At 63.3% G+C, this 26,559-nt stretch carries 24 protein-coding genes; 6 read left to right on the top strand and 18 right to left on the bottom strand.

What is annotated here, in order from left to right:
- From EA187_RS11845 to EA187_RS11830, 4 genes are all read right to left on the bottom strand, one after another.
- Positions 1-633, bottom strand: a complete 633-nt coding sequence (locus EA187_RS11845) for a GNAT family N-acetyltransferase (RefSeq protein WP_115605125.1) — start codon at positions 631-633, stop codon at positions 1-3.
- 116 nt (positions 634-749) lie between these two features.
- Positions 750-1,742 (bottom strand): NAD(P)H-dependent flavin oxidoreductase, encoded by a 993-nt coding sequence (locus EA187_RS11840; protein ID WP_127780381.1) that lies wholly within the window; start codon positions 1,740-1,742, stop codon positions 750-752.
- 138 nt (positions 1,743-1,880) lie between these two features.
- A complete protein-coding gene (locus tag EA187_RS11835; RefSeq protein WP_127780380.1) occupies positions 1,881-3,365 on the bottom strand; it encodes a hypothetical protein in 1,485 nt (494 codons plus the stop codon).
- Positions 3,366-3,375: 10 nt separating this feature from the next.
- Positions 3,376-3,960: a hypothetical protein gene (locus EA187_RS11830; protein WP_127780379.1), complete on the bottom strand. Its 585-nt coding sequence runs from the start codon at positions 3,958-3,960 to the stop codon at positions 3,376-3,378.
- Positions 3,961-4,292: 332 nt separating this feature from the next.
- Here EA187_RS11830 and tesB point away from each other — a divergent pair, with 332 nt between their 5' ends.
- Positions 4,293-5,162, top strand: a complete 870-nt coding sequence (tesB, locus tag EA187_RS11825) for an acyl-CoA thioesterase II (RefSeq protein WP_115605133.1) — start codon at positions 4,293-4,295, stop codon at positions 5,160-5,162.
- A 26-nt stretch (positions 5,163-5,188) separates the two neighbouring features.
- On the opposite strand, the gene EA187_RS11820 is transcribed toward tesB, so the two are convergent.
- The 4 genes from EA187_RS11820 to EA187_RS11805 all read right to left on the bottom strand — a co-directional run bounded on the left by EA187_RS11820 (position 5,189) and on the right by EA187_RS11805 (position 10,528).
- Positions 5,189-6,826 carry an ABC-F family ATP-binding cassette domain-containing protein gene (locus EA187_RS11820; RefSeq protein WP_115605135.1) on the bottom strand — a complete coding sequence of 546 codons (1,638 nt, stop codon included), beginning with the start codon at positions 6,824-6,826 and terminating at the stop codon, positions 5,189-5,191.
- A 276-nt stretch (positions 6,827-7,102) separates the two neighbouring features.
- Complete coding sequence (locus EA187_RS11815) at positions 7,103-7,792, bottom strand: zinc metallopeptidase (protein WP_115605137.1); 690 nt, start codon at positions 7,790-7,792, stop codon at positions 7,103-7,105.
- 115 nt (positions 7,793-7,907) lie between these two features.
- The gene (locus EA187_RS11810; protein WP_127780378.1) at positions 7,908-8,993 is read right to left on the bottom strand and encodes an outer membrane protein assembly factor BamD; all 1,086 of its coding nucleotides are present in this window, start codon (positions 8,991-8,993) and stop codon (positions 7,908-7,910) included.
- A complete protein-coding gene (locus EA187_RS11805; RefSeq protein WP_241250196.1) occupies positions 8,990-10,528 on the bottom strand; it encodes a PEGA domain-containing protein in 1,539 nt (512 codons plus the stop codon). Before EA187_RS11805 ends, EA187_RS11810 begins: the two co-directional genes overlap by 4 nt.
- Positions 10,529-10,685: 157 nt before the next feature.
- Here EA187_RS11805 and EA187_RS11800 point away from each other — a divergent pair, with 157 nt between their 5' ends.
- Positions 10,686-11,276 carry a hypothetical protein gene (locus EA187_RS11800; RefSeq protein ID WP_115605143.1) on the top strand — a complete coding sequence of 197 codons (591 nt, stop codon included), beginning with the start codon at positions 10,686-10,688 and terminating at the stop codon, positions 11,274-11,276.
- A gap of 47 nt (positions 11,277-11,323) precedes the next feature.
- On the opposite strand, the gene rpoZ is transcribed toward EA187_RS11800, so the two are convergent.
- Positions 11,324-11,578: a DNA-directed RNA polymerase subunit omega gene (gene rpoZ / locus EA187_RS20880; RefSeq protein ID WP_115605144.1), complete on the bottom strand. Its 255-nt coding sequence runs from the start codon at positions 11,576-11,578 to the stop codon at positions 11,324-11,326.
- A 260-nt stretch (positions 11,579-11,838) separates the two neighbouring features.
- Here rpoZ and prmC point away from each other — a divergent pair, with 260 nt between their 5' ends.
- From prmC to EA187_RS11780, 3 genes are all read left to right on the top strand, one after another.
- Complete coding sequence (gene prmC, locus EA187_RS11790; RefSeq protein WP_127780376.1) at positions 11,839-12,735, top strand: peptide chain release factor N(5)-glutamine methyltransferase; 897 nt, start codon at positions 11,839-11,841, stop codon at positions 12,733-12,735.
- A 20-nt stretch (positions 12,736-12,755) separates the two neighbouring features.
- Positions 12,756-13,082, top strand: a complete 327-nt coding sequence (locus EA187_RS11785; RefSeq protein ID WP_115605147.1) for a (2Fe-2S) ferredoxin domain-containing protein — start codon at positions 12,756-12,758, stop codon at positions 13,080-13,082.
- Between the two features lie 206 nt (positions 13,083-13,288).
- Complete coding sequence (locus EA187_RS11780) at positions 13,289-14,671, top strand: class I SAM-dependent methyltransferase (RefSeq protein WP_127780375.1); 1,383 nt, start codon at positions 13,289-13,291, stop codon at positions 14,669-14,671.
- A gap of 100 nt (positions 14,672-14,771) precedes the next feature.
- Here the strand turns inward: EA187_RS11780 and EA187_RS11775 are convergent, their stop codons facing one another.
- The 5 genes from EA187_RS11775 to pssA all read right to left on the bottom strand — a co-directional run bounded on the left by EA187_RS11775 (position 14,772) and on the right by pssA (position 21,263).
- Complete coding sequence (locus EA187_RS11775; protein WP_115605151.1) at positions 14,772-15,329, bottom strand: helix-turn-helix domain-containing protein; 558 nt, start codon at positions 15,327-15,329, stop codon at positions 14,772-14,774.
- 399 nt (positions 15,330-15,728) lie between these two features.
- Positions 15,729-16,682 (bottom strand): SDR family oxidoreductase, encoded by a 954-nt coding sequence (locus tag EA187_RS11770; protein WP_115605153.1) that lies wholly within the window; start codon positions 16,680-16,682, stop codon positions 15,729-15,731.
- Positions 16,679-17,542, bottom strand: coding sequence for a lysophospholipid acyltransferase family protein (locus EA187_RS11765; protein WP_127780374.1), 864 nt, complete (start codon positions 17,540-17,542; stop codon positions 16,679-16,681). Before EA187_RS11765 ends, EA187_RS11770 begins: the two co-directional genes overlap by 4 nt.
- Positions 17,543-17,602: 60 nt before the next feature.
- Entirely contained in the window at positions 17,603-20,296 is a 2,694-nt protein-coding gene (locus tag EA187_RS11760) for a CehA/McbA family metallohydrolase (RefSeq protein ID WP_127780373.1), read from the bottom strand.
- Positions 20,297-20,465: 169 nt separating this feature from the next.
- A complete protein-coding gene (pssA, locus tag EA187_RS11755) occupies positions 20,466-21,263 on the bottom strand; it encodes a CDP-diacylglycerol--serine O-phosphatidyltransferase (protein ID WP_115605157.1) in 798 nt (265 codons plus the stop codon).
- Positions 21,264-21,377: 114 nt separating this feature from the next.
- On the opposite strand from pssA, the gene EA187_RS11750 reads away from it, so the two are divergent.
- Positions 21,378-22,358: a GNAT family N-acetyltransferase gene (locus tag EA187_RS11750; protein ID WP_115605159.1), complete on the top strand. Its 981-nt coding sequence runs from the start codon at positions 21,378-21,380 to the stop codon at positions 22,356-22,358.
- A 48-nt stretch (positions 22,359-22,406) separates the two neighbouring features.
- On the opposite strand, the gene EA187_RS11745 is transcribed toward EA187_RS11750, so the two are convergent.
- From EA187_RS11745 to EA187_RS11730, 4 genes are all read right to left on the bottom strand, one after another.
- On the bottom strand, positions 22,407-22,703 hold the full coding sequence (locus EA187_RS11745) for a hypothetical protein (RefSeq protein ID WP_127780372.1): 297 nt from the start codon (positions 22,701-22,703) through the stop codon (positions 22,407-22,409).
- On the bottom strand, positions 22,703-23,980 hold the full coding sequence (locus EA187_RS11740) for a tetratricopeptide repeat protein (RefSeq protein WP_115605162.1): 1,278 nt from the start codon (positions 23,978-23,980) through the stop codon (positions 22,703-22,705). Before EA187_RS11740 ends, EA187_RS11745 begins: the two co-directional genes overlap by 1 nt.
- A 65-nt stretch (positions 23,981-24,045) precedes the next feature.
- Positions 24,046-25,554, bottom strand: a complete 1,509-nt coding sequence (locus tag EA187_RS11735; protein WP_430687898.1) for an acyl-CoA carboxylase subunit beta — start codon at positions 25,552-25,554, stop codon at positions 24,046-24,048.
- A gap of 141 nt (positions 25,555-25,695) precedes the next feature.
- Positions 25,696-26,493 (bottom strand): enoyl-CoA hydratase-related protein, encoded by a 798-nt coding sequence (locus tag EA187_RS11730; RefSeq protein WP_115605165.1) that lies wholly within the window; start codon positions 26,491-26,493, stop codon positions 25,696-25,698.
- Between the last annotated feature and the right edge of the window lie 66 nt (positions 26,494-26,559).

Here is a 26,559-nt window from a genome sequence, read left to right as displayed (position 1 = left end):
CTACAGCAACTTTCTGCCCACCACATCAAAGGCGCAAACGGCGGCCTGGCGGGCAACGCTGCGGGGGTAGCGCTCCTTAAAAAGCGTCCAGATCATCTCATCGCATACGTTGCCGGCCGCATCGCGCTTGCGGCCGCGCAACGTGGCCTCATGCTCAAAGCCCAGACGCTCGGGAATGCGCGCGCTGGCCGTGTTGCGCGGGTCGCAATGAATCTCCACCCGTGAGACCCCCTCGACCTCAAAAGCCACCTTCACCAGCGCCGCGGCCACCTCGGTGGCCAGGCCCTGACGGCAGTGATCGCGATGCACCCAGTACGCGATCTCGCGCGCCCCGGGGCCCGGCCGCGTCTGCAGCCCACTGGCCCCCAGCATCCGCGTCTGATCCGGCGTAAAAAGCCCGAACACAAAATCTCGCCCCGCATCAAAGGCACTGCGCAGCTGGCGCAATCTCTCGATCTTCTCGTCGAGGTCGCGGGGCTCATGACGCGTCCACGAGAGCCAGGGTCGAAGATGCTCCAGGTTATCGTCGACCGTCTCTTGAAAGAGTCGCGCATCTGCCGGATTGAGGCAGCGCACGATCAAACGCTCGGTATGAATTCGATAGGCCGGCCCGCGGCAGGTCTGAGAGCTCATAGGCACACCACTGCAAGGTGAGTCGCGCTGCGAATGCCTCTGAATCTAAGAGCCTGGCCAGCCTCACAAAGCAGATGGCGCGCCCCCCTCGCTGTGCTCACCACGCGCTCGCCACCTCAGCCGACGCTCTGGCGATAGCTCTCAAAGGCCGCCTCAAACTCGGCCACGACCTCGGCCGCCGGGCGCACACCATCGATGGCGTCGACGCTTTTACCCGCCTGCCAGTAGTCGTTATACCCCCCGTCGCGCGTCGCCCCACGGCCGAGCGACCATACCGAACGCGCCGCATAAAAACTGCGAACCCAATGCTTAAAGCGCGGACTCTGCAAGAGTCGCCGCGCGATCGGCCCGGCGTCCGTGCCCACCCGCTCCACATAGGGCGTGCGAATCACCGAGACGGGCACCCCGGAGATGCGCCGGGTCAACACGATATCGTCTTTGCCTGCGCGGACGATGGCCTGCTTATAATCGGCGTGCGCGCTGCACTCCTCGGTCGCAATAAAACGCGTGCCCAGCTGCACGGCCTCATAGCCCTGCGTAAGTGCCTGCACAAAGCCCTCAGGCCCGCCCACCCCTCCGGCCATCACCAGGGGCACGCCCAGATCGCTGAGCTCCCCGTAAAGCTCACCGGCATCTTTGCTGCCCGCGTGACCACCGGCCCGACCGTTGACGCAGATAAGCCCGTCGACACCGGACTCCAGCGCTTTGAGCGCCCAGCGACGCTCGGTCACATCGTGGTAAACCACCCCGCCCACCGCATGCACCTTCTCGACCACCCAGTCCGGATTGCCCAGCGCCGTCACAAAGAAGCGCACACCCTCTTCCAACGCGATGTCGATCCACTTGCGCATGCGCTCCTCGTAGATCTTCGAGGACTTCTCCACCAACGCGTTAAAACCCACCGCCCCGCCCTGGTTTTTAGCCTGAATCTCGCGCAGCGACTGGCGAAGATCGAGCCTGTGGGCAAACGCAATCGAGAGCGGCTGCACCACAGCCACCGCCCCGGCAGCGACCACCGCCCCCACCAACTCCGGATTTGAGCAGGGGTACATCGCCCCGCAGATCACCGGGACACGCGCCCCGGTATGCGCCAGAAACCGCTCACTCATCGTCACTCTCCTTGGACCATGCGCCATCGTCCGACACGAACGACGGCCATAAAAAAGCCGCGCCCGCTTCGGCGGGCGCGGCAATGAATCTAGGCCAGCCGGGCGAGTTGGACCAGCGCCCACCCACCCTACTCGCCATCAGGGAAACGACGATCCGTTCTGCACGGTGTCCACCACCGTCACGCCGGTGGCCGGATCGAAGTCAAAGGGCCGCCAGAAATCGAGGTACTGAAGGAGCCTGGTCTGCACATGCGCCTCCACCCCGCGCTGGTAGAGTTTGGCCGTAGCCAGCGACGGTCCGTAGCCGTTGTCATTGAAGTACTCAACCCCCACCCGGTAGCTAAAGCCCGGCAGCGCGAACTCCTGGCTGATCATCTCACCGGTCACCCCGTAAAGATCGTCGATGACCAGCTCAGCATTCCCCGTATGCCAGACCGTCGCTGCCGACCTCCAGTACACACACCACCCTTCGGTGGTATTGAACTCCCCATCGGGGTGACACAGGTGCAGGTCCATATCCGTGCCGTTCCCCTCCGAGGGATTGGGCACCTGAGCGTTGGACCAGGTCACGGTGACCACGGCATCGTTGGCGCCAAACGCGCTCTCGATCACCTCGACCGGCAACATCACCGGAGCACAGTCCTGGCCGAGCTGCTCATCATAGAGTTTCAACCCGATCACGTAGTCCCCCGGCGCGTCCAGACGCACCCGGGTGGGGGCCTCATCGCTGCGATCGTAGAACACTGGCGAGGTTGCCCCGGCCGGGGTATCCACCACATACCACTGGGCGCTAAAGCGCGCCGGGACGTAGGTGCCCGCCACACTCAAATCGAAGAGCCCGCCGGTGGCCTCGGCCGGGTTGGCTGGCCCCACCGCCGTGAAGCTGGGGGCGGCCTGCGGCGTCACCGCCGGACACTCGGGTGAGTAAGCCATGCGCGCGCCGGTCAGCCCGAAGCGAAACTCCCCGGGAACATCCACAACGCCCACCACCAGCTCCCCATCCAGATCCACCTCCTGAGGATCGAAGGTCAGCGTGAAGTTCAGCGTCCGCCCCTCTTCAATCGGTGCCGGCCACCCGTTCACACTGCCCAACACCAGGGTGTAGGCGTCGCCAACGGCCTCCAACGCGTCGACGCGCGTGGGTGCTGCGCCCTCACAGAGTCGCAGCTCAAAGCTCAGGGTCGTCGCTTCGTTCCGCGCTCCAAAGTCGAAGTCCTCGCCGGCCGGAGCTCCGCCAGCCCAGAGCTCCACGCAGGTCCCGGGCACCTCGACATCGGGCTCCTCAACATCGGGCTCCTCAACATCGGGTATGTCCGCGTCCGGCGCGTCTGCGTCCGGGATATTCACGTCCGGCGTGTCCGCGTCCGGGATATTCACGTCCGGCGTGTCCACGTCCGGTGTGTCTGCGTCCGGCGTGTCCGTATCCGGGATCTCCGCGTCCGGTGTGTCCGCATCGAGATCACTGCCATCAACCTCATCACCAACATCGCCGGCGTCATCCTCCACCGACACATCGTCGTCAAAATCCCATTCATCGGGGCCCCGACGATTCCTGGAATCATCGCTGCAAGCCGCGGTCATCAGAGAGACCACCAGCACGAAAAGAATGCGCTTTCTAAACATGATCATCTCCTCAGAGTTGAAGGCAGAGGCCGCCAAAGCAGAAGCTGCCGGGACATCGCTCATCAAAGCCATCGGTACAGCCCTCGCACAGGCCAGCAGCACCGCAGGTCAGTTCCGGGTGACAGGGAACCTCGTCGCAGGTCGTGATCGACGTCTCGCACTGCAGCGTCTGCGGGTTGCATACCTGTCCCACACCGCAGGCCCCCGGATCGTCGGGGTCGCAGGTCGGAGGGTCGGGCTCCCCGGCGTACTGCTCGCCATCGCTGCCTGTCGCTTCGCGGCAGACTCCCGCCTGGCAGACCTCTGCTGCGGCGCAATCGCTGACGGTTTCGCACTCCAGCGTGGCCACACACTGACCGGCCGCATCACAGGTGGCGCCGCCGGGGCAATGCGCATCGAGCGCGCAGGGCGCGCAGGCACAGAGAGCCTGGTTGAAGTACGGCGTCGGCGACTGGCAGCTCGTGGCTGCGCAGGTCACCGAGGCCTGCGAGAGCTGCCCGACGTTTGCGTCGTCGGCAGCATCCGAACATCCGGTGAGCGCGACCAGCGCGAACGCCGCGCCCACCACCCCCTGGCGAATCCAGTTCATCATCATAGCGATCACTCGTCTTCTGGCGCGTTGGCGCGCGATCATGGAGGGGCGTACCAGGCCGCTCCGGCGACACACCTGCGCACACATCGTTGTGTTCTTGCTTCTGTTAAATCTGCACCAAGAGTTGCTCAGACGCAGCAAAAAAACAATCCGGGCCCCTTTGCCACAACGCCGCTCGGTGCCACGGGCGTACGACTTGAACCTGCTTAGAGCGCGTGGAAGGATGCCCGCGCCTGGGCACACATTCGGTGTGCACGCGAGACGTACGCGGGTATCTGATATTCACGATAGGCCCGCTTGTTTCAAACTCGCTCCCCATCCTCCCCGAGAAACTCATGACCGAAGTCCTTCAACAACTCGTCGATCTGCTCGCCCTGGAGCGCATCGAAGTTAACCTCTTCCGCGGCCACTCCCAGGATCTGGGCTGGGGCCAGGTCTTTGGCGGACAGGTACTGGGTCAGGCCCTCTCCGCTGCCACGCAGACGGTGCCCGAAGATCGTTACATTCACTCCCTCCACGGCTACTTCTTGCTTCTGGGCGACGTCAATACCCCCATCGTGTATGATGTCGAGCGTATTCGGGATGGCGGCAGCTTCACCACCCGCCGCGTCGTCGCGATTCAGCACGGCCGTCCCATCTTCAGCATGTCGGCATCCTTTCAGAAGGCCCAACCCGGCTACGATCACCAGGATGAGATGCCCGATGTCAAAGGCCCCGAAGGTCTGCTCTCCCAGGTCGAACTGAGCCGTCGCATCGCCGATCAGATTCCCACACCGCTGCGTGAGCGCTTTACCGCCGACTCCCCCATTGAGATTCGGCCGGTGCGCCCGATGAACTACCTCAAACCCACCATCCGTGAGCCCGAGAGCGCGGCCTGGTACAAGTCCGCCGGCACCCTGCCCGACACCCCGGGCATCCACCAGTCGATGGCCGCCTATGCGTCCGACTTCAACTTCCTGGCCACCGCCATGTACCCCCACGGCGTCTCCTGGCTGATGCCTTCGATGCAGGTCGCAAGCCTCGATCACGCGATGTGGTTTCACCGCCCCTTCCGCTTTGACGACTGGCTTTTGCACCACGTGGAGAGCCCCTCAGCCAGCGGTGGCCGAGGGCTCGTGCGCGGTCGGATGTTCAACCAGAAGGGCGAACTCGTCGCCTCCACTGCGCAGGAAGGCCTGATGCGCCCACGACGAAAAAACGCATAACCTCACCAGGCGCCGCGGCGGCCCCTTCAGCGCCCGGCGCCGGCAACTTCGGCCCGATCGAGATGGTCGGCACCCTCTCGCCACCTCAAAAACTCGGCGTAGCCCCCCTTGAAATCATTGACGCCCCGGGGCGTGATCTCCAGCACCCGCGTGGCCAACCGCTGCACAAACCAGCGATCGTGAGACACAAAGAGCACGGTGTTGGGGTAGGCTTCCAGCCCTTTGGCCAGCGAGTCGATCCCTTCCAGGTCGAGGTGGTTGGTCGGCTCGTCGAGCACAAGCACGGTGGGCTCAGCAACGCCCAGACGCGCAAAGGCCAGACGCGCCTTCTCACCGCCGGAGAGCGCCCCCACGCGCTTCTCAATATCTTCCTTTCCAAAAAGAACTTCGGCGAGTTTACCGCGGATAAAGCCATTGGGCTTATCGGGGAAGTGACTCCAGAGCCAGTCGTGCAGGGTCGTCTCCGCGCTGCCCTTCAGGTCAGCCAGGTCCTGCGAAAAATACCCCGGCTCCACCGCATGGCCCCACTCGATCTCACCGCAGTCAGGCTCAAGCTCGCCCATCGCCAGCTTCAGGAGCGTGGATTTACCAATACCGTTGGGCCCCACAATCGCCACCCGGTCGCCGCGGTTGATACTGAAGGTGACGTCATTGAGCACGGTGCGCTCTTCAAACGAGCGGGTCAGCCCCTCCACACGCAGCACTTCTTTGCCCGTGTCGCGCGCCGCCCTGAAGTTGAACGCCGGATACATGCGCGAGCTCTGCGGCAGCTCTTCAACCTCCATCTTCTCGACTTGCTTAACGCGGCTCTGCGCCTGACGCGCCTTGGATGCCTTGGCCTTAAAACGTTTAATAAACGCTTCCTGCTCGGCGATGAAGGCCTGCTGCTTGGCGATCTTGGCCTCCTGCCGATCCCGGTCCTCGACCTTGGCCTTCTCAAAACGCTCGTAATTGCCCTTGTAGACCAGCACCCGCTCGTAATCGACGTCGATGATGTGCGTGCAGATCGTATTAAGAAACTGATGGTCGTGAGAAACCACGACCACGCAGCCGGCGTAGTCGCAGAGAAAACGCTCCAGCCAGGCGATCGAGACGATGTCCAGGTGGTTGGTCGGCTCGTCGAGCAGAAGGATGTCGGGGTTGCCGGCCAACGTCTGCGCGAGCAGCACCCGCAGCTTATACCCCCCACTTAACGACGAAAGCGGCTCGCGGTGCTTCTCGGTGGGGATGTTCAGCCCCTCCAGAATATCTGCGGCTTTGGCCTCCATGGCGTAGCCATCAAAGGCCATCACGACGTCTTCCAGGTCGCCAAATCGCTCTACATCAAAGGCTTCTGGATCTTCTGCGGCCCTGGCGAGCATCGCCTCCTTCTCAACCATCGCCGCCCAGAGTTCGGGCACCCCCATCATCACCACATCGAGGATGGGCACATCGTCGAACTCAAAGTGGTTCTGGCGCAACACGCCTACGCGTTTGTCTTTAGGGATGGCCACATCACCCGAAGTCGGCTCCTCCTGGCCCGAGATCACCCGCAAAAGCGTGGACTTTCCCGCCCCGTTGGCACCGACGATGCCGTAACGCGAACCCCCATCAAAGGCCACCGTCGCCCCCTTAAAAAGGGTGCGGGCGCCGTACATCACCCCGAGATCATGAATCGAAAACACGTGTTGCTCCTGCGCAAAAGACCGATGGCTTCGCTCTCCCTAACACCAACCCCCGGCAAAGACCACCATCGCCGCGCTCCGGTTGTTCCCCTCCCCCTCACATTCGCACGTCGACCGCCCCGCCATCCGAAGCACGGTGCACCGCCCGAACCTCGGATGCCGAGGCGGCATCGGCCGCCTCAACGCTTATGCGCCTGCCATGCCCGGAGAACCACGCGTCCGCGGGCATCTGTGTACAGCCCGCGCTCAGACGTCCCCTCCTTTCGGTGCCTGCCATTAGCGCCGCCCGCCGATCAGCCCGGCGCGCCAGGCCCAGTACACGAGCTGCAGCACCGCCGCCACCGCCGCAGCCACGTAGGTTGCCGCCGCCGCATTGAGCACTTTGGCAACGCCACGGGCCTCCTCACCGGTGACAAAGCCCTGCTCGTCGAGCACCCGCTTCGCGCGCGCCGAAGCGTCAAACTCCACCGGCAACGTCACCAGCGTAAACGCCACCGCCCCGCCAAAGAGCACAATGCCGACGGTCGCCAGCCCGCTGATGCCGATCACGATCCCGGCAATGGTGATCCACAGCCCCAGATTGGTTCCGATGCTGGCCACCGGAACCATCTTCTGACGCAGCTTCATCATCGCGTAGCCCTCCTGATGCTGGATGGCATGGCCCACCTCATGGGCGGCAATCCCGGCGGCGGCCACCGAACGCCCGTTGTAGATATCCGGGCTCAACCGCAACATCTTCGCGCTCGGGTCATAATGGTCGGAGAGCACCCCCTGCACCTGCTCAATACCCACATCACGGATGCCCCGCGCATCCAGGATGGCCTGGGCGACCTGCTGGCCAGTCAGCCCGCGGCTGGTCGGCACCTGACTCCACCTGCTAAACGCAGACTTCACCCAGGCCTGCGCCCCCATGCTCAACACAAACCCCACTCCGAGAATGATGAGATACACAGGATCGAAAAACATGGTCTGACCTCCTACACAAGAGGCCGGCACGAAGGCGCCGGCCCTTTCTGGGTCCATTTCGTCGGGGCTGAACGTATACACAGCCCGTCAGAGGTCAATACGAATCTCATCGCGCTCAGCGTAGCGCCGCTTCCAGCTCGCGGGCCGCCTCCTCATAGCGCCCCAGCGCCTGCAAAAGCTGGGCGCGCAGCACCCCGGCGCGCGCGTCCGTCGCCTCATCCCAGCCGGCCTGCGCTCGAAAACGATCCAGCTCGGTGAGGGCCTCGGCTGGCTGCGCGCCGGCGGCCAGCGCTGCCACCCGGTAAAACCCCACAAAGCGAAGATCAGGATTGGCCTCTGCGGCCTCCCCCGCACGCCTTGCTGCCCGCTCATAGCGGCCGTCCACAAGCGCTTCGGCTGCCTCCACCACCATCAGACGCCGCTCGACCATATCGGCCACAAGCTCATCCATGGCCAACTCCGAGGCCAGTTGCAGGCGCTCACGCTGCACCGCCCAGTCGGCCTGGGTCAGCGTCGGAACAAGCCCGGAGGCCTGCCCCAGAAGGCGTGCGTCATGCTCATCGAGCAGACGCTGCGCCAGGCGCGCCTGCACGCTCCCGAGCTCCGGGGCCGCATAGCCCATGCGCAACACCGTGCGGTAAAGCCCGTAGGCTCCGCCGCCCGACGCCGTAAGCGCCTGACCACGGTTCAGCTCCCGCTCCAGCGCGTCGAGCGCCTGACGCTGCGAGCCGGGCACCACGTAACCCTCACCACCGGCCTGGGTCGCCGCCATCCGGCGCTCCGAACGTATCTGCTCGCTGTCCGACGCCTGCGGAGCAAGCCTCAAATAATGGTCGTAATGATGGGTCGCCTCGGCGTAACGCTCCATCCAGAAGTTCGCCCGCGCCAGGTTGCGATAGGCCTCGGCCCTCTCAGCAAGCACCTGCACAGCCTCAATAAAGCGTTGACGCGCCGTCTCATAGTCGCCCCCGTTATAAGCTGACGTCCCCTGAGCAAGGATCGCCTCATAGGCCTCGGAGCGCTCACCACCACCAACAGATTCACCTTGTTTCTCAAGGCCTTGCGCTTCATCAACAACCTCGACCGTGGTACTCGCCGCGGCCTCACTCCCCGGCTCCTGCGCCATCGCCGGACTCATCGCAACGAGCCACATGCCCATCCACGACACACTCGCCACTGACATCCATCGCCTGATGCTCATAGCTGCTCCGGAGGTTGGGGGCTGAGGCCGGGAATCTGCGGGATACCCGCTCCGACCATCACGCCGAAGAGGTGCTGTGCGCCCTGCTCGCGTCCCAGGTAGATCTCGGTGCGGTAGCTCACGCCCACCGACCAGCGCGGATCGAAATGGTAGCGAACCCCGGCTCCCAACGACCAGAAGGCCCGCGCCTGCGAGAGGATCACTGAAGCCTCACTGCCGACCGGCCGCGCCCGCAGCCGCTCCCAGTTCACCCCCAGGCCGGCCTCAGCATGGGGCACCAGGTTCTGCCAGATCATCCGGTAGCGAAGCTGCAGGGGACGAAGCGAGATGAGCTCCCGTCGCTCCACCTCGGCCACAACGCTCCCTCCGCCCGGCCGCGTCCAGAGCTCAGCCTCCTCGTTCACGCCCCCACCGGCATAACTCAGCGAGAGCAGCGTCATCCCCAGGAGCTCCCCCTCCCAGATCGCGTCGAGTCGAATGCCCCCGGCTCCCAGCGTACGCCGTGAGCGCGGCGCCGACCTCCCCTGCTCACTCCATCCCTCAAAGCTGTACTCCAACCCGTCAAGATTCCCGCGGGTCTGACGCGGCGAACTGCTATGAAAGCCCAGCTCCCCTCCCACGCTCACATGAAGGCGGTTGGCCACCAGCGCAGCCACGTCGATCTCCCGCAGCAGGCTGCTCTGGTTGGCCATCGTCACCGTCGTCTCGGTCAGCCGCGCCGGGGCCACATCGACCACCTGAGTCAGGGGCTCATAACCCTCGGCACGAACCTCCACGGCGTAACGTCCGGCCGGAAGCTCCAGAAGCTCGGCGGCGCGCCCCATCGGAGCGTCCTGAATCCAGATCTCGGCGCTGTCCGGCGCGCCCAGCACCCGCAACCTCCCGGGAAGCTCCTCCAACGACTCGCTCAGGCGTACCGCCTCACCACTGCCGAGCTCCACGTGGCCATCAACCCGCTCATACCCCTCCAGAATAAGACGATACGCATAGCGCCCCACCGCACGCTGGCCGCTCCAGGGCGTCTGGCCGACCACCTCGCCATCCAGCCACACCTGCGCTCCGGCCGGCTCACTTTCCACCGAAATCACCCCGGAGGCATCAAAAAGCTCGCGCACAAGCTCAAAGCCCGCCTCTCGCCCCTCGCCCTTGCTTATGCTGCCGCTTGAGACCTGGGCCCCTCGCCAGTCCACAATCTCGTAGTTAACTTCTAACTGACGCGCCTGTCGCACGACCTCCACCCGCACCAGGAGCTCCACCCCCAGCGCGTCCATCGCCAGCGCCGTGGCCGAACCGCAGGGCTCCACCCCCAGCGCACAGCTCGGCCAGGGTCGAACCTGCGCGCGAACCCGCGCCTCTACGTCCTGTGGGGTTAGAAGATGACGCGAACGCTCTGTCGAAAGCGCCTGCGCCACCCCCTCGATCACCGCCTCGGCAGCCTCCCCTTCAAACTGCCAGGCCACACTGCGGGCCGGCTCGGCCGGCTGTGCGGCCGCTGGCGCTACGACCACCATCGCCACAAGGCTCAGCACCACCATGCTCAAAAAAGTCGCAACTACGCGACCTTGCGACCTTTTTCGTGCCACCGCCTCCACCTCGCGCTATGCTTGTCTATCCGCCGGGGGACCGACGACCACGCCGGGCTGTGTGATATCGCGCTGCCCCGGCACAACTCTTGAGTCCGGGAGGTATTGCATGACGGATTCGCCGAACATCCAACAGGTCGCTAACCTGCTCCACTACTTCCGCGCCGAGCTTGCTCATGCCTTCGACGCCCTGGAGCTCACCACTGCCGACGAGACCCAGACCTACCTGGTCCATCTCCTCGAAGGCTTCGCACGCAGCACGGCCGAGAGTACCCAGACCATCGGCTTTGAGAAACCCGCGGCCTTCATCCTCGGCGAGGCCATGAGCGCCGCTGGCGAGCGCCGCATCGACGCCTACCGGCGCCTGGGTGATGCGAGCCTCTTCTCATGCGGCTTTTTCGAAGAGCGCCTGAACCGCACACCCGTCAAATCAGGCTACTACCGTGACATGGGTCGCGTCGCCTACAGCCGCCTGGGCGAACTGATGGCCTACAAACAACCCGGCGGCGCTTTTCATATCATCTTCGAAGAGCTCACCCGCTGCTTTGACAGCGTGGTCGACGCCTTTCGGCTGCTCTCCCGGCACCGCCAACCTGACCATGAGCGCCTGCTGCTTCGTTTTTTACGTGGAAGCGAGCTCAACGTCGACGACTGGCGCCTGCTCGGCGGGCTCCCCGGTCGAGACACCGGCAAAGCCTGAACGTCATGCGGCGAGGAGCCTTAGATCACTCCTCGCCGCAAACCTGCTTAGCCTTTCTCGGCCTGCTCGGCGGCCAGCTCGTCGTGCCCCAGCGCCTTGGAGAGCTTGCGCTTGCTCTTCTCATCAAAGCGCACGAAACCCGCGCCGATCTCGCGCAGCGAGTGCACCGCCTCTTTGTTCGACGAGGGGAAGATGCGGTCGTTGCTGCGACGCAGCTCACGCGCACGCTGGGTGGCAAGCATCACCAGCGCGAATCGGTTTTCAATATGCTCAAGGCAGTCTTCAACGGTAACGCGAGCCATATGCACTCCTTCAAAGATCGTAAAACGATCAAACTTGAATCATTCGGGATACCACTAACGCTCCGCACCCGAGGTATGAGGGTGATGCGCGGCGCTTGACAGACGCGCATCACGCGCACCGATCCGGGCGAACCTTAAGCCCGAGGTCGAATCACGTCAAGCTCTCAGCCTTTTCAGCCGCGCCGATCTCGACTATCAGGAGGGCCGCAAACGACGTGCCCCTTCGGGCCTGACTCCCCCCTTCTGCGCGACAGTATCCTATGAGCACCTCCGAGAAACTCGGCCCCCCCTGGACCATCCTCAAGATCTTGCGCTGGACCACCGACTTCCTCGGTGAGCGCGGCATCGACTCACCGCGGGTCGACGCCGAGGTGCTGCTCTCGTACGCGTTGGATCTTCCGCGGATTCAGCTCTATGCCCAGTTCGACCGCCCGCTGATCGAGAGCGAACTGGCTACCTACCGCGCCATGATCAAGCGCCGCGCCACCGGCGAACCGGTAGCTTACATCACTGGCGAGCGTGACTTCTGGAGCATCACGCTCAAAACGGATGCCCGCGCGCTGATTCCCCGTCCCGATACCGAGACGCTGGTGGAGGCCGCGCTCAAACGTCTTCCGGAGGCCGATGAGGGCACGCGGCTGCGCGTGGCTGACATCGGAACCGGCACCGGGGCCATCGCACTGGCACTGGCCAGCGAACGCCCCGATCTGGACCTCGCCGCCACCGACCTCGCCAGACCCACCCTCGAACTCGCAAAAGAAAACGCAGACGCCCTGGACCTTTCCGATCGCGTGTCGTTCTTCCAGGGCGATCTGCTCGATGCGCTCCCCGCCGAGTGGCATACGCTCGATATGCTGGTGAGCAACCCGCCTTATATCGGCACTGCGGAGCGCGAGCAGCTGATGCGCGATGTGCGCGACTTTGAACCCGAGGGCGCCTTATTCTCCGGAGAGGACGGCCTCGATATCGTGCGGCGCCTGATCCCGGCAAGTTTCGATGCTCTTAAGCCGGGCGCTTTTCTTCTCCTCGAGATCGGATACCGCCAGGGGTCAGCGGTCAGCGAGCTTTTAGAAGACGCCGGTTTTGAGGAGATTGCGATTCTACCCGATCTGGCCGGACACGACCGCGTCGCTCGCGCGCGCCGTCCCGAGGCCTGATCTCGACCCCGTTGTTCGCCATGAAGCCTGTCGACACCTCCTTTTGCCTTGCTCACCTGCTGGTTTGCGTCAACCAACGTCATAAGTCTGCTCTGCCCAGCTGCGCCAGCGGTGACGCCGAGGCCATCTACCAGAAGTTGCGCGGCTGGATTGAAGCCCACGGCATGCTCTCCCGCATCTGGATCACCCGCACCGAATGCCTGGGCTGGTGCCACGTTGATGGCGGCACGGTCGCCATCTACCCCCAGAATATCTGGGTGCGCGCCATGACCCTCGACGACTGCGACGCCCTGATCGAAGAGCATCTCCAGCCTCTCCTGAGCCACGGCCGGCCGCGCAAACCCTGAGCACCGACCGACGAGCGGTCAGCTGCACTTGACGCAATGCGTCAACACCTTGTCTTATAGCGGCCGGGAGTTATGCTTCTGCGCCGTATGTCGACGTATATGGGCGATACCTCTCCCCGGCCAGCTGCACGCTGGCTGAGCCCGGCGCGACCACATCGCCTAATTTGACTTGCTGATGAGCTGGATCGACGCAAAGGTTTTGACCCATGGCCAAGAAAAAAGAAGACGTCCTCAATGAGCTGACCCGCGTACGTTTTGTAGGTCCCGCGCTGGCTGATGAGCTCTACTCTGACCACGGCGTGCGCGATCTTCCGGCGCTCCTCAAACTGGCCCGCGAGGGCGGCTTAACCGAGCTCAACGGCGTCGGTGCCAAAAAAGCTGCCACGATCCTCAGCAGCGTCCAGCGTCTGGTCGACCGCGAGGCCGCTCCCTCGCCATCACGCGCCAACGCAAAGAAAACGAGCTCCCCCGAAAAAGCTCAGCCGAAAAAAGCCGAAGCGAAGAAGGCCGAAGCGAAGAAGGCCGAAGCGAAGAAAGCCGAAGCGAAGAAGGCCGAAGCGAAGAAGGCCGAAGCGAAGAAGGCCGAAGCGAAGAAAGCCGAAGCGAAGAAAGCCGAAGCGAAGAAAGCACCGATCACTGACGTCGTCGAGAACATCACTCCCGGGAAAGCTTCCGACGAGAGCACCAAAGCCAGCGCCACCGGAGGAAGCGTCGACGAAGCCAGCGCGCCCGGGAAGGCAGCGGCCTCAACCGCTCTGCCTTCGCTCCGCGAGCGCTTCATCAGCACGCTGCGCTGTCCGGCCTGTGGCCATGACACCTTCGAGGTCAGCCTGACCACCATCACCTGTGAGGCCTGCCAGCGTCAGTTCAATCTCCAGGATGACGTGGCCGATCTGGCGCCTCCCCACGCCCCGGACCGCTCCGTCACCCAGAAATTGATGGAGACCAAATTCTACGCCCAGTTTTACGAAGAGATCATGCGTCCGCGTCTCACCGGGGTGGTCAGCGAGCGCACCATGCGCGAAGAGTACCGCCTGGCCGCCGACTACCTCGACTTCGGCGCAGAGACTCGCCTGATTGACGTGGGATGCGGCACCGGCAACTTCACCCGCTACTTTGCCCAGCGCATCGGCCTGGCCGAGACGCGTGAAACCGGCGGGGATCTTCCCCTGGTCGTCGGCATGGATCTCTCCTGGCCGATGCTCGAAACAGCCCGCCGTAACATCCGCCGCGAGAACCTTGATGGCCGGGTCTTCTTGATCCGCGGCGACGCCACCCGTATCCCGGTGAGCCGCGCCTCGTTCAACCGTCTTCACTGCGCCGGCACCCTGCACCTGCTCAACGACATCGATGAGGCTCTGCGCAACTTTGCGCGCATCCTGGAGCCCGGTGGCATCTGCGTGATCGGCACCTTCATCCTCGGTGAGGGCATGCTGCGTCGTTTTGCCAAGCGCGCCGCCGAGATTCCGACCCGCTTCCACTGGTTCTCCCGCGACGAGCTGCACAAACGCCTGGAACGCGCCGGCTTTGAGATCGTCAGCGACGATATTGCCGGCGATGCCATCACCATCAAAGCGCGCCGCATCTGATTTGCCGGCTGGTTCCGGCATGTCGACCTGACATGAAGAAGCCCGCGTCCTCTCCGGAGGACGCGGGCTTTTTTCATCTCTGCAAAGATGTCCAGCTCGACTAGAGCAACGCGCGACGTAGCGCTTCCATCACGGCGTCTTCGCCCTCGCTGCGTGCGACCACCCAGCGCGCTCCGGCGCCGCGAAAATTCATCGCCTCCACGGCGTCATCGCCGCAGATCACGACCATCATCATCCCCTGCAACTCTTCATGCTCCCTGACGCGTTTGCACAGGGCGAGCACATCAAGCCCCTGAAGCTCACTATCGAGCACCGCCACATCGGGCTGCCACTGCCCGATCTTCAGCAATGCGTCGACCGCATCACCACTGACGTCGTAGTCGATTTCATCGCCGAAACGCGCCCGAACCCGCGCCTCCAGCCCCGCATCGGAGTGCACGACCAGCACCCGCCGCTGACGTTGTTGCGCAAAGGGGTTGGGCATACGGTGGCGCGAAAGAAAATCATCAAGCACCTGACGCTCAATACGAAAGTGACCGCCGGGGGTACGAAACGCGCGAAGCTCGCCTTGCTCGATCCAGTTCTTGATCGAGGTGATGTTGGCGTTGCAAATCTTGGCCGCCTCAAACGTCGTATAAACGTCTTTCTTGAGATTCATCGCTACTCGCCTCGCCACATTGCAGCCCCCATCCACGTCATTTTGCGAACCTACATCGCACTCGTCATGATCTGCGCAGTGTGTTGCCTGAAGGTCAGGCCCCACGCGCAAAAAACAAGAGAATGCAATTCTTCATCAGCTTCAAGCATGCCACGAACCACATGGCACTTCGCCCTCGTCACTCCATTACTTCCCCCGTTCGGGTCGTGTCATGAAGACCGACGATACAAGCATCATTGCGCAAGATTATAAAGACACGAATTCATCATGTCCCGTAAAAAAACGTAACTAACACCCCACACTTCACTGGTTCAATGAGGATACCCACGATGGGCCACGTTCCATCCAGTGAAGCAGAACCCACCGGGAGGCCCCCTCCATGCGTCTATGGAGGCAGTCTCAGGGCCTCTGCCCGGGTCGAAGCTCATAGAGAATCGACTCAAGGTCATGCGAAGGTGCAAAACCCAGCTGGTTGCGCGCCAGGCTATCATCGACCATGCAGACGTACTTGATATGATCGAGCTCCGGCACCGGCCAGTCGCTGATCTTCAGAGACCACGCCGTGCTCAGCATCATCTTCAGCAGAGGCTCGGGCATCGGGCGCGGCTCACGTCCCAGCCGATCCAGAATGAAAGACAGAGGCACCGGCGAAGGGCCCGCCAGGTTGAAGACCCCGCGGATTCCCGGCGTGAGCGCCTTCTCAATGGCGCTGACCACATCCTCCACGTGGATCAGCTGCACCATTGGATCAAAGCCCATAATCGTGGGCGGCCGCTCCAGGCGCAGATACCGACTCGGCGCATTATTCACGCGTCCCACGATATGAACCGGACGCAGAATCACCGTCTCGATCTCAGGATGGCGCCAGAAGAAGGTGTTGCAGAACATATCGAGCGCGATCAGGTCGCGAATTGCCTCGAACTTCTGACCTCCCATCAAAGCTGCATCTTCTTTCAAAAACTGATCGTTGCGCGGGTCCGGCCCGTACACATCGGCGCTGGAAAGAACCACGACCTTGGGCACGCGATGCTCGGCGCAGAGTTCGAAGATCTTCTGGGTGCCCACGATATTGAACTGATGATGTTCGTCCTGACGACTTCTGGGATCGTGCATGATGTTAAGATGCACCACCGCATCAAGGCGCTGGCGTCGAAACACATCTTCAACACGGCGACGGCGAATATCGACCTGCTCGATATCGACATCTTTGGGCATATGACGCACCGAACGCCGATCGATGCCCACCACCTCAAAGCGGCGATGCAATCGGCGAGCGACCGCCCGTCCCAGGTTACCTCCGATCCCGGTAATAAGGACCCGCTCTTTACGCGGGCGTCGGCTGCGCTGCTTCAAAAGAACACCCCCCGACGCTCCTCAAGCCCGCGATCGATCATCTGAGAGATGGCCTCACGCACCCGCTCGACATGTCCGCCTACCACGCGATCTTCTTCGTCCGGGTCGCCCTCAAAACGCAGCGGCTCGCCGAAGTAGATGCGGTACTTCACCGGCAGCGGCAACGCCCCCAGCGGTCCGAGCAAAGGCCAGGTCGGCGTGATTGGAAAGGCCGGCATTCCCAGCAACTTCGCCAGCGACTTCACATCGTAAATCGCCGGCATCTGCTCCTCGGCCCCCACCACACTCACCGGCACAATGGGGGTGCCTGTGGCCAGCGCCAGACGCATAAAGCCCAGCCCGAACTCCTGAAGCTGATAGGCCCTATCGTAGGTCTTGTTGATGCCGCGCTGCCCTTCCGGAAAGACGAGGATGCAGCCTCCCCGCCGCAGCAAGATGCGCGCGTTCTCGCGCGTGCCCACCACCTGGCCGGCGCGCGCGAAGATCTTGGAGATAAAGGGCAACGAGGGCACCCAGCGCTCCACCATGCTGCGCACCATCCGGGGCGGCGTACGGTCGATGAGCGCGGCCGTGGCGATCATCATCCCGTCGAGTGGAATCTGCCCGGTATGGTTGGCCACCAGCAGCACCGGACCGGACTCCGGGATGTTCTCAATCCCGAACGTCTCCACCCGAAAATAGTGCCGGTAGAGCGCGATGGCCGGCGGTGCCACATACTTGAGAAACTCCGGCTCAAACCCGAAAGGATCGTAGCCGTAGTCGTTCTGCCCGGCATCCATCGTGCGGATACGCTCCCAGACATCCTGGCGGATCGTCTCGATAAGCGCACCGTCGACCTGTTCTTTGACCTTCTGCAACATCCACAACTCTCGCGCAGCGAGACACCATCAAACCATCACCCGGCCAGGCAGCACGACCTATCAATCTTCGCAGTAGCCGGTATTGATCGCGTCCAGATTCATGGCACGCGGGCCCGGAGCCTGCCAGGCGTCTTCACCGCTGACCTTCACATAAACCGGGTTGGTAAAGCCCAGCGTACGCTCCCCGTAGTTCACCGTCCCGGAGGGCGAGGGGCCATCGAACCAGAAGACCACCCAGGAATCTTCCTCAAAGCTGAGTTCGATCGTCTCATCGAAGTCGAAGCGCGCGCCGGCCTCAGCGCTGCGTTCCAGGGTCTCCACCACCGAACCGTTGACGATCACAAACAAGCGCTCAACCTGCGACCAGTTCGGGGTCTGCACGCGCACGCCAAAGCTGAGCGTCTCACCGCTCTGAGCCTCGATCTCATCGCCGGGGATCTTCCCGTCGCTGAAGTCAATAAAGGCATGGGAGCCCACCGTCACGCGCTGAGCGAGCAGCATGGCTTTGGCCTCATCGGCCTCAATCTCACCGGGGGCGGCGTCGATGCACAGGAAGTTGCGCGGCACCCCCGCCTCGCCATTGGCGCGGTGGCTGTCGGAGTTCCCGAGGCCGGTGACACGACGCCCGCTGTTGAGCAACCCGCTCCAGTCAGCGAGTACCGCGCAGGCGTCGCCAAAGCGATTGATCACCTCCACCGCGTCTATGTCGGCCACAAAATCCTCGTGAGTGACCGCGTCGGGCCCGAGCTCCGGATTGTAGCGCACGTGCTTGAACATCCCGGAGTTACTGCGCGGGTGATTCATCTGCACCAGAGGCGGATTCTCAAGTTGGCGAGCAATCTCCACGATCTCGGGGATCCGGCGGAAGTAGACCTCCCCATCAGTCTCATCCTGATAGGCGAGCTCAATGGAGCCTCGACCACGACGATCCGGGTTGTAGGGGAAGGGATAGAGGTTGAAGTGCGAGTAGACCGGGGAGATCTCCAGCCCGGGGAAGGTGGAGACATAGTCGCCAAGGCCCATCTCGGCGATGACCCCGCTCAGATCTGTGACGACCTCGTGGTCGGTGGGCACGACAAGCTCCAGGCCCTGGGTGACGTTCTCCAGGACGCGGTCACGCACGTGCACCTCGCTGTCGATGCTCGGCTCCATATGCTGGTGGAAGTCCGCGCTGATCCACCCCTCGGTATTGACGCCGTGCAGAAGTGTGGCGCTGTACTCGGCGGTCTCTCCGGCGAGGATCTCCACATCGAGCACGGTAACGTCGTACTCCGAGCCTCGCGTAAGCACGAGCTGGTAGGTGCCGGCCGGAACCGCCGAGTTCAACGTGCCGTCTTCGACATAAAGGGTGAAGTCAGCACCGTCGCCCACAAAGCGCGCTCGGGACGGGAGCAGCTCACCGCTGGTTTCATCGCGAACTTCCAGTTCGATTGCGCCGACCTCGCTGATCTCAAAGACGACGTCTTCACCATCGACCTCGAACGCGCGAGAGAGGGTGAGCGGTCCGGCGAAGTCGCGCAATTCGGCGGTGTACCCTCCTCCCTCATCGAGAAGCGCGGTGGCCTGGCCCGTGGCGTCGGTCGTGACCACGGTAAGGGCGCTTTCGCCAGAGGTGATGTAGATCTCGACGCCTTCAACAGGAGTACCGCCGGCATCGACCACGCTCAGGGCAACCTCCTGCCAGCCCGGCTCCTCGCCGCGAAGTTGCGCGGCCTGACGGCGCACCGAGTCCAACGTGCCATCCCCGACCACAAAGAAGTGGCGCAACACGGCGGGCTCATCACGCGGGATCTGTCCGCTGAACATCCGCATCTCTGCCCAGGGAATGTCCTGAGAGGAGGCCACCCCCAGGGGTGAAGCGCTCTCTTCAAAGACCAGCCCGAAGCTTCGACCGGCCCCCACCCCGGCGATCCAGGGCATCGCGCCGCGTCCCACGCCAAAGCCCTTGTCGGGCGTCCAGGGGCGTGCGCGGTCGCCGTAGGCCAACCAACTCCCGAGTTGTTGCGACACGACACGATCGCCGGCGGAGCGCGCAAAGGTCACGATCTCCACATGGGTGGTGTCCGGGGCCAGCCGATACTCGGTGATGACCTCCAGCCCCACCCGCGCGCCAAAGCGCTGACCGAGGACGCCGGCCAGATGCGCAAGCTCCACATCGGCGCCCGTCACACGCAGCACGGCCACCCCGCCGTCACTGCCATCGCGCACCACCTCGACCTTATCAGCGGTGGCCGTGCCAAACTCAACCAGGGTCATGACCATGTCGAGAACATCTTCGCCGGTCTGATCGACGCGCTGTGCGTCGACGAGCTTGCCGCCTGTAAACGTCTCATAGCGGTTGGTGCTGGTTCCCTGGATGCAGACGCGAATCTCGGCGTTACTAAGAATATAGTCGCCCTCACGACAGTGACTCCAGACGCCCGAAAATCCGGTGCCCTCCTCACCCACACGCCAGAGCCGGGCCTGCCCCGCTCCGGGTGCATCTTCAGGCGCAGCGCCTCCCTGCGGATCGACGCCGTCCTGCTGTGGCACCGGCAGGTAGGGCTCGTCGATCACACACGGCTCTCCCGAACATGCCCAGCTTTCCGGATCGCCGACATCGCCTGAATCCCCGCTATCATGGGCGTCCTGGCCCGCATCCTCCTGAACATCAGCAGTGTCGATCGGATCCGGATCATCACTGCACCCCACCGCACATACGCCCACCACCATCGCCGCCGCGCAGACGCGCCACATTCTATTGATCGTCATCATATTCATCGCCTTCCTATAAGGTCATCGACTCGCAGGATTAATAGCCACGATAGCGCATGTGCAGGGGGGTAGAGCAACCTTCTTCACACCGAACTTCCTACGAAAACGGCGCGCCCCTTATCCGGGGCACGCCGTTTCGCGTCACATCCATACAACGTTCCCGCCGGACTTATCGCTCGCTGTCACGCAGGTCTTGCAATACGCCGTCCGCCCCGTCGTCATCGCTGGCCCCGCCGAGCACATTGCGTCCCAGGTTGAGCAACCCGCCGCAGAGTCCCACCACGATGTAGACTGCGGTCACCACCACCAGCGCCACCCCGGCCTTATAGACCACCGCCAGGGCGGTCACCGCCGCCAGGAGCAGCACCAGAACCAGGGCCGCCGGACCGCGGAATTTCACGTCTTTAAACGTGCGATAACGCACGTTACTCACCATCAAACCGCCCAACAACAGCGCCACCGCCGCCACACTTTCGGAGGCTCCAGTGGCGATCTGGCCGCTAAACGAGACATGCGCCAGCACCAGCGAGGCCACCATCCCGGCAGCCAGCGGTGAGGGGAGCCCCAGAAAATAACGCGCCGGACCTTCGCTCTGATGCGCCATGACATTAAAGCGCGCCAGACGCAGGACCGTGCCCGCGGTATAAGCGCTGGCCAGCAAAAGCCCCGCAAGCCCCAGCTCGCTCAAGCCCCAGTTGTAGAGCAGAAACCCCGGCGCCACCCCGAAGCTGATCGCATCGGCCAGGCTATCGAGTTGCACCCCGAACTCGCTCTCGGTACGCGTCAGCCGCGCCACGCGTCCATCGCAGGTGTCGCAGACCATCGAGACCATCACCAGCCAGGCGGCCAGCGTCATCTCCTCGACCCCGGTGGCCGTCGTCGAGAGCTGGATGCTATACATCCCGGCGACGATGCTCGAAAGGGTGAACATATTTGGCAAAATGTACTTCGCCCGGCTCAAATCCATGGAACTTCCCCGTTCTTTGGAAGAGACTTGCACCGATCGCGATCGGTGAGCTTTGGCTCGGTGCACAACCGGCTTAGCTTTAGAGAGGGGCTCACTGAAAGTCAAGAGGTCGAGATGCGTGAGATCACCGCCGAAGACATGGAGCAGCGTGCCGATGAGTTCGACGCTGCTATCGCCGCGACACCGCAGATTGACCACTTCTGCTCGTCGTCGTTCTGGATATTACCGGCCTGGCGCGCCTTCTTACCGGCTCACACCCTGTGGGCCCGCGAGTGCGAGAAGGGCTTTGTGGCCCTGGGCGTGGGAAGCGACCATAGCCTGGGCACCTACCTCCACCCGCTGGAAGCGAGCTGGGCGCTGGCCTGCCCTTTTGCCGGTGCCGACGTCGAGGGACTCATCGCCAACTTCATCGAGCAGGCCCGCGGCCAGATGCCTGCCTGGAACATCCTCTTTCTCTCCGGAATTGTTCCCGACTCCCTGCATTTCGATCATCTGATTCTGGGCTTTCGCCGCCATTATTCGCTCGGTCTGGGGCCCTCTTCAGTGCGGCGGGTGGCCAGCCTGGAGGAGGGCATCGAGGGCTTTATGCGCCGGCGCACCTCGAAGTTTCGCGCCAACCTGCGGCGCATCCAGCGGCGCGCCGACGAGCGCGGCCTCACCCTGGAGTACCATCACAGCATTGAACCCGAGAACCAGGCCCACGCCCTGCTCGACCGCGCCCTGGAGCTTGAACGCCTCAGCTGGAAAGGGGAAGCCGACACCGGCATCATCGACGGCCCGATGAAAGTCTTCTACCGCGACATGCTCCCGAGGCTTGCGCGCCGCGACGCGCTGCGTTTTCTGTTTGTGACCCTCGACGGCGTCGACATCGCCTACTGCTTCGGGGGGGTCTTCAATAACGCCTTCCGCGGTCTGCAGATGAGCTACCACGACGACTTCCGCGACGTCTCACCGGGAAGCCTGGCGCAGATGGCCATGATCGAGCACCTCTGTGAGGAGGGCGTGGCCCACTACGACCTGGGCACCGATATGGAGTACAAAGAGCGCTGGGCCGAAGAAAAACGCGAGACCGTCGCGGTGGTCGTGCGCCGCTGACAGGTCTCGCGTCCGGGTGTCTTCACGTCGTGGGAAACTGACGCTTTCTCAGTCCTCGCCGAACTCCCAGCCTTCAAAGAATTCGTGCACCCGCACCATCAGCGCGTAGGTGCCCGTGGCGAGCTGGTCTTCCGAGCCCAGCGCAGCCACGGCGCGCTGCGGGCTCTGCACCTCAAGCGGACAGCCCTGGCCGTTGCCAACCACGATGACCTCATCCTCCACCGAGAGGTCCGGGCCGCCGGGCTCACTCTCCAGCAGCACGCTGGCCTGACCCGACGCGTCGACCCGAAGTGTGACTCGAAGCGCGTCGCCCTCAAAGAGCACATCTTCAAACACATCGCTCATCAGGCCTCCGACCGCGGCACCTGCCCCTGGGGCTGATTGACCTGGACGATCAGGCTGCGGGGCGGACCACTCATGCCCTCAACCTGCGGAAGTTCAATCTGAATGCGCCCCACCCCGGGGTTCTGCGCCACAATCTCGGGGAGGCGATCCACCACATCGCGGATGGCCTTCTCGTAACCCGCCGGCGCTTTGCTCGGATGCCCGAAGAGTTCCGTGAGCAGCCCTCTGACATCGATGGGCTTGCTGGGGTTGATGGGAATGTTGCGCACCGGATTGAGCACCTCGCCATAGACCACACCGGGAAGACGCGGGCTGCCCTCGGCTTCTTCACGCAGCGCGCGGGCCTTCTCCGGCTTCTCGAGCATGTCGTAGGCCGAGGCCCGCAGAGCGTAGATGTCCGGCACATCGCGAATATCACCGGCGAGCTCTTCGGCAGTCTTGAGCGCGACGATCGCATCTTCGGCCTGCGCAGCGGTCAGGTGACAGGCTGCCAGCTGCAGGTATCCCCAGGGCTTATCAGGCCACAGCTCCATGGCCCGCTGCGCATCTTCGCTGGCCGCCGCGGTGCTGCCGAGGGTCAGCGAGAGCTGGCTGCGCAAAAGCGCCGCCGGCGCGATCAGATCGGGATCTTCGCCCTCATCGACCAGGGGCTCAAGCACCTCAATGGCCTCCGAGGACTTCTTGGCCAGCGAGAGGATGCGCGCCAGCGTCAGACGCGACTCCTCATCGGCCGCATCAAGCTCCACGGCTTTGCGGAAGTCCGGCTCAGCCTGGGCGGCGTTGCCGCTGGTGAGCATGATGTTGCCGCGGATCGCATAGGGCTGCGCCTCCTCGCCATCAAGCTCAATGGCACGGGCCACGTCCAGCAGTGCAGCGCGGAAGAAGCCCAGCGACTCGTGCACCATCGCCCGGCCCACCACGGCCGTCCACAACTCCCCATCGGCGCGCACCGCCGCGTTAAACGCCGCACGTGCCTCTTCAAAGGCGTCAGCCTCATAGTGGGCATAGCCCTCAAAAGCCAGAAGCTGCGCGCGCGCCTCGTCGCTCTCCACGCGCTTGAGCGCGTCCTGAACCGCGAACACACACTCCTGAGCGTCACCCCCCTCAAGCGCCAACTCCGCACGCAAGACCAGCAGCGTATCATCGCTGCCATAGGTCTCCAGCGCTTGCTCAATGGCCTGCTCGGCCTCCTGAAGCTGCCCCTGGGCGATCAACTCATCAATGGCGGCGATTGCCTCTTCCTGCGTCGGCCTATCGGCCTGGTCGCTCTGCGACATCGAACCCTCGTCTTGCACAGTTGCGTCACTATAAAGCGGGGCATCTGCCCCGACCGAACCCGCACTCACACCGGAATCACACCGTGCTTCTTGTCGGGCCAGTCCTTCTTCTTGGTCTGGTAGACCGCCAGGCGGCGCTTGAGCTCATCGCGAAGTTGATGCTTGGTGATGATCTCATCGACCACAAGCTCGCTGGCCAGGCGGTAGATGTCGATATCTTCTTTATACTCCTGTCGAAGCTGCTCGACGTAGGCCGGGCGCTCATCCTCGGGCATCGCCTCGATCTTCCGCGCGTACACGGCGTTGACGGCCGCCTCCGGCCCCATCACCGCGATCATCGACTCGGGCAGCGCCAGGCAGGCGTCCGGCTCAAAGCCCGGCCCGCACATCGCGTAGAGCCCGGCACCATACGCCTTGCGCACCACCACCGAGATCTTGGGCACCGTCGCCGCGCTCATCGCCGAGATCAACTTCGCGCCGTGGCGAATGATGCCCTCCCGCTCCACCTTAGTGCCGATCATAAAGCCAGGCACATCGGCCAGAAACACCAGCGGGATGTTGAACGCATCGCACAACGAGATAAAGCGCGCGCCCTTATCGGCCGAGTCCACAAAGAGCACGCCCCCCTTCCACTTGGGCTGGCTGGCGATGATGCCCACCGGTCGACCGCCGATGCGCGCAAAGCCGGTGAGCAGCTCCTGGGCGAACTTCTTCTTGATCTCCAGAAACTCCGAGTCGTCCACCAGATGATGGATGACCTTGCGCATATCGAAGGGCTTGTTCTGGTTGACCGGAATCAACTCATCGAGCGTCTTCTTCTGCGGCTGAGGCTCCACCGCCTCTTTGAGCGGAGCGGGCTCATGGCAGTTCGCCGGGAAGTACGCCAGGTAGTCTTTGCAAAACGCGATGGCCTCATCTTCGTTTTTGGCCAGCACATCGCCACAACCAGAGACGGAGCAATGCATCTTCGCGCCGCCCATCTCCTCCAGGGTCACCTTCTCGCCAATGACCATCTCGGCCATGCGCGGCGAGCCCAGGTACATCGAGGCGTTGCCATCGACCATCACCACCACATCGCAGAAGGCCGGGATGTACGCACCGCCGGCGGCCGAAGGACCGAAGAGCAGACAGACCTGGGGGATAAAGCCCGAGAGACGCACCTGATTATAAAAGATCTTCCCGGCACCGCGGCGCCCGGGGAACATCTCCAGCTGGTCGGTAATGCGCGCGCCGGCCGAATCGATCAGGTAAATCAGCGGGATGCGCAGGTTCTCGGCGGTCTCCTGCATACGAATGATCTTCTCAACGGTGCGCCAGCCCCAGGAGCCGGCCTTGACCGTGGAGTCATTGGCGATCAGCGCCACGCGCCGCCCGCCGATCTTCCCGATCCCTGTGACCACACCATCGGCCGGAAGATCGCCGGCGAGCACGTTGGCAAACGCGCCGTCTTCGACTTCCAACCCGGCGTCGAGCAGACGCTTGATGCGCTCGCGCACAAAGAGCTTTCCGACCTGCGCGGCCCGCTCGTGATACTTCGGGGCGCCGCCCTCCTCAAGCGCCTCACGGCGCTCCATCACCTGCTGATCCAGATCACTCAAGTCGGGGGTTTTGGTCTCGGGCACATCACTCATAGCTACTCCCTGGTATGTGGTGCTGCGCCTGAACACGGCGCTCTCCATTCAATCATCGTTGCGAGTTGCGCGGGGCCGCCCGCCTTACTTTCCTTTAAACTTCGGGGCGCGCTTTTCTTGAAACGCGGCCAAACCTTCCAACCGATCTTCGGTTGGCAAGGTCACCGCGTAGGCCGCGCTCTCCAGCGCCAGTCCGGAGTGCAGATCGACCTGGGCGCCGGTATCAATCGCGAGTTTCGCCTGCTTCAGCGCGATCGGTGCCGAGAGCAACATCTCACCGGCGATCTCACCGGCGCGCTCAAGGAGTTGGTCGCCGGGCACCGCATCATTGACCAGCCCGTACGCTTTAGCCTCGGTGCCGCTCAGGCGGCGCGCCGTAAAGATCAGCTCCTTGGCACGCGCCGCCCCCACAAGACGCGTCAAACGCTGGGTGCCGCCGGCGCCCGGGATGATCCCCAAACGAAGCTCCGTCAGCCCGATCTTCGTCGCCTCATCGACCAGCCGAAGGTCGCAGGCCAGCGCCAACTCCAACCCGCCCCCGAACGCGTAGCCGTTGATGGCGCAGATCGTGGGTTTGGGAAGTTCCGCCACAGCGTTAAAACACTGGTGGTAGTCGTCAATGCGCTTTCGCACCTGCGCTTCACTCATCGTGCGGCGCTCGGCCAGGTCCGCCCCGGCGCAAAAGGCGCGCCCGGTCGCCGTGAGAATCACCACCCGCACCGAGTCATCGTGACGAAGCGCATAAAAGGTCTCCCACAACGCGTCGACGAGCTCGCCATTGAGCGCGTTCATCGCGTCAGGCCGATCGATGGTCAGGGTGCAAATCCCATGCGCGTCTTGCTCGCGCTTAAGCACATCGTAGGCTAGGTTGGTCGAACCCATAGGTCTTGCTCCCGGTCGTCGAAGTTGCGGCCGACCATCCGACATTCCAGGTTGAAGGTCGACCTT

Source organism: Lujinxingia sediminis, from assembly GCF_004005565.1.
Taxonomy (GTDB): Bacteria; Myxococcota_A; Bradymonadia; order Bradymonadales; family Bradymonadaceae; genus Lujinxingia; species Lujinxingia sediminis.
Note: the sequence above shows the minus strand (reverse complement) of the source record. Positions and strands in the feature narration are given on the sequence as shown.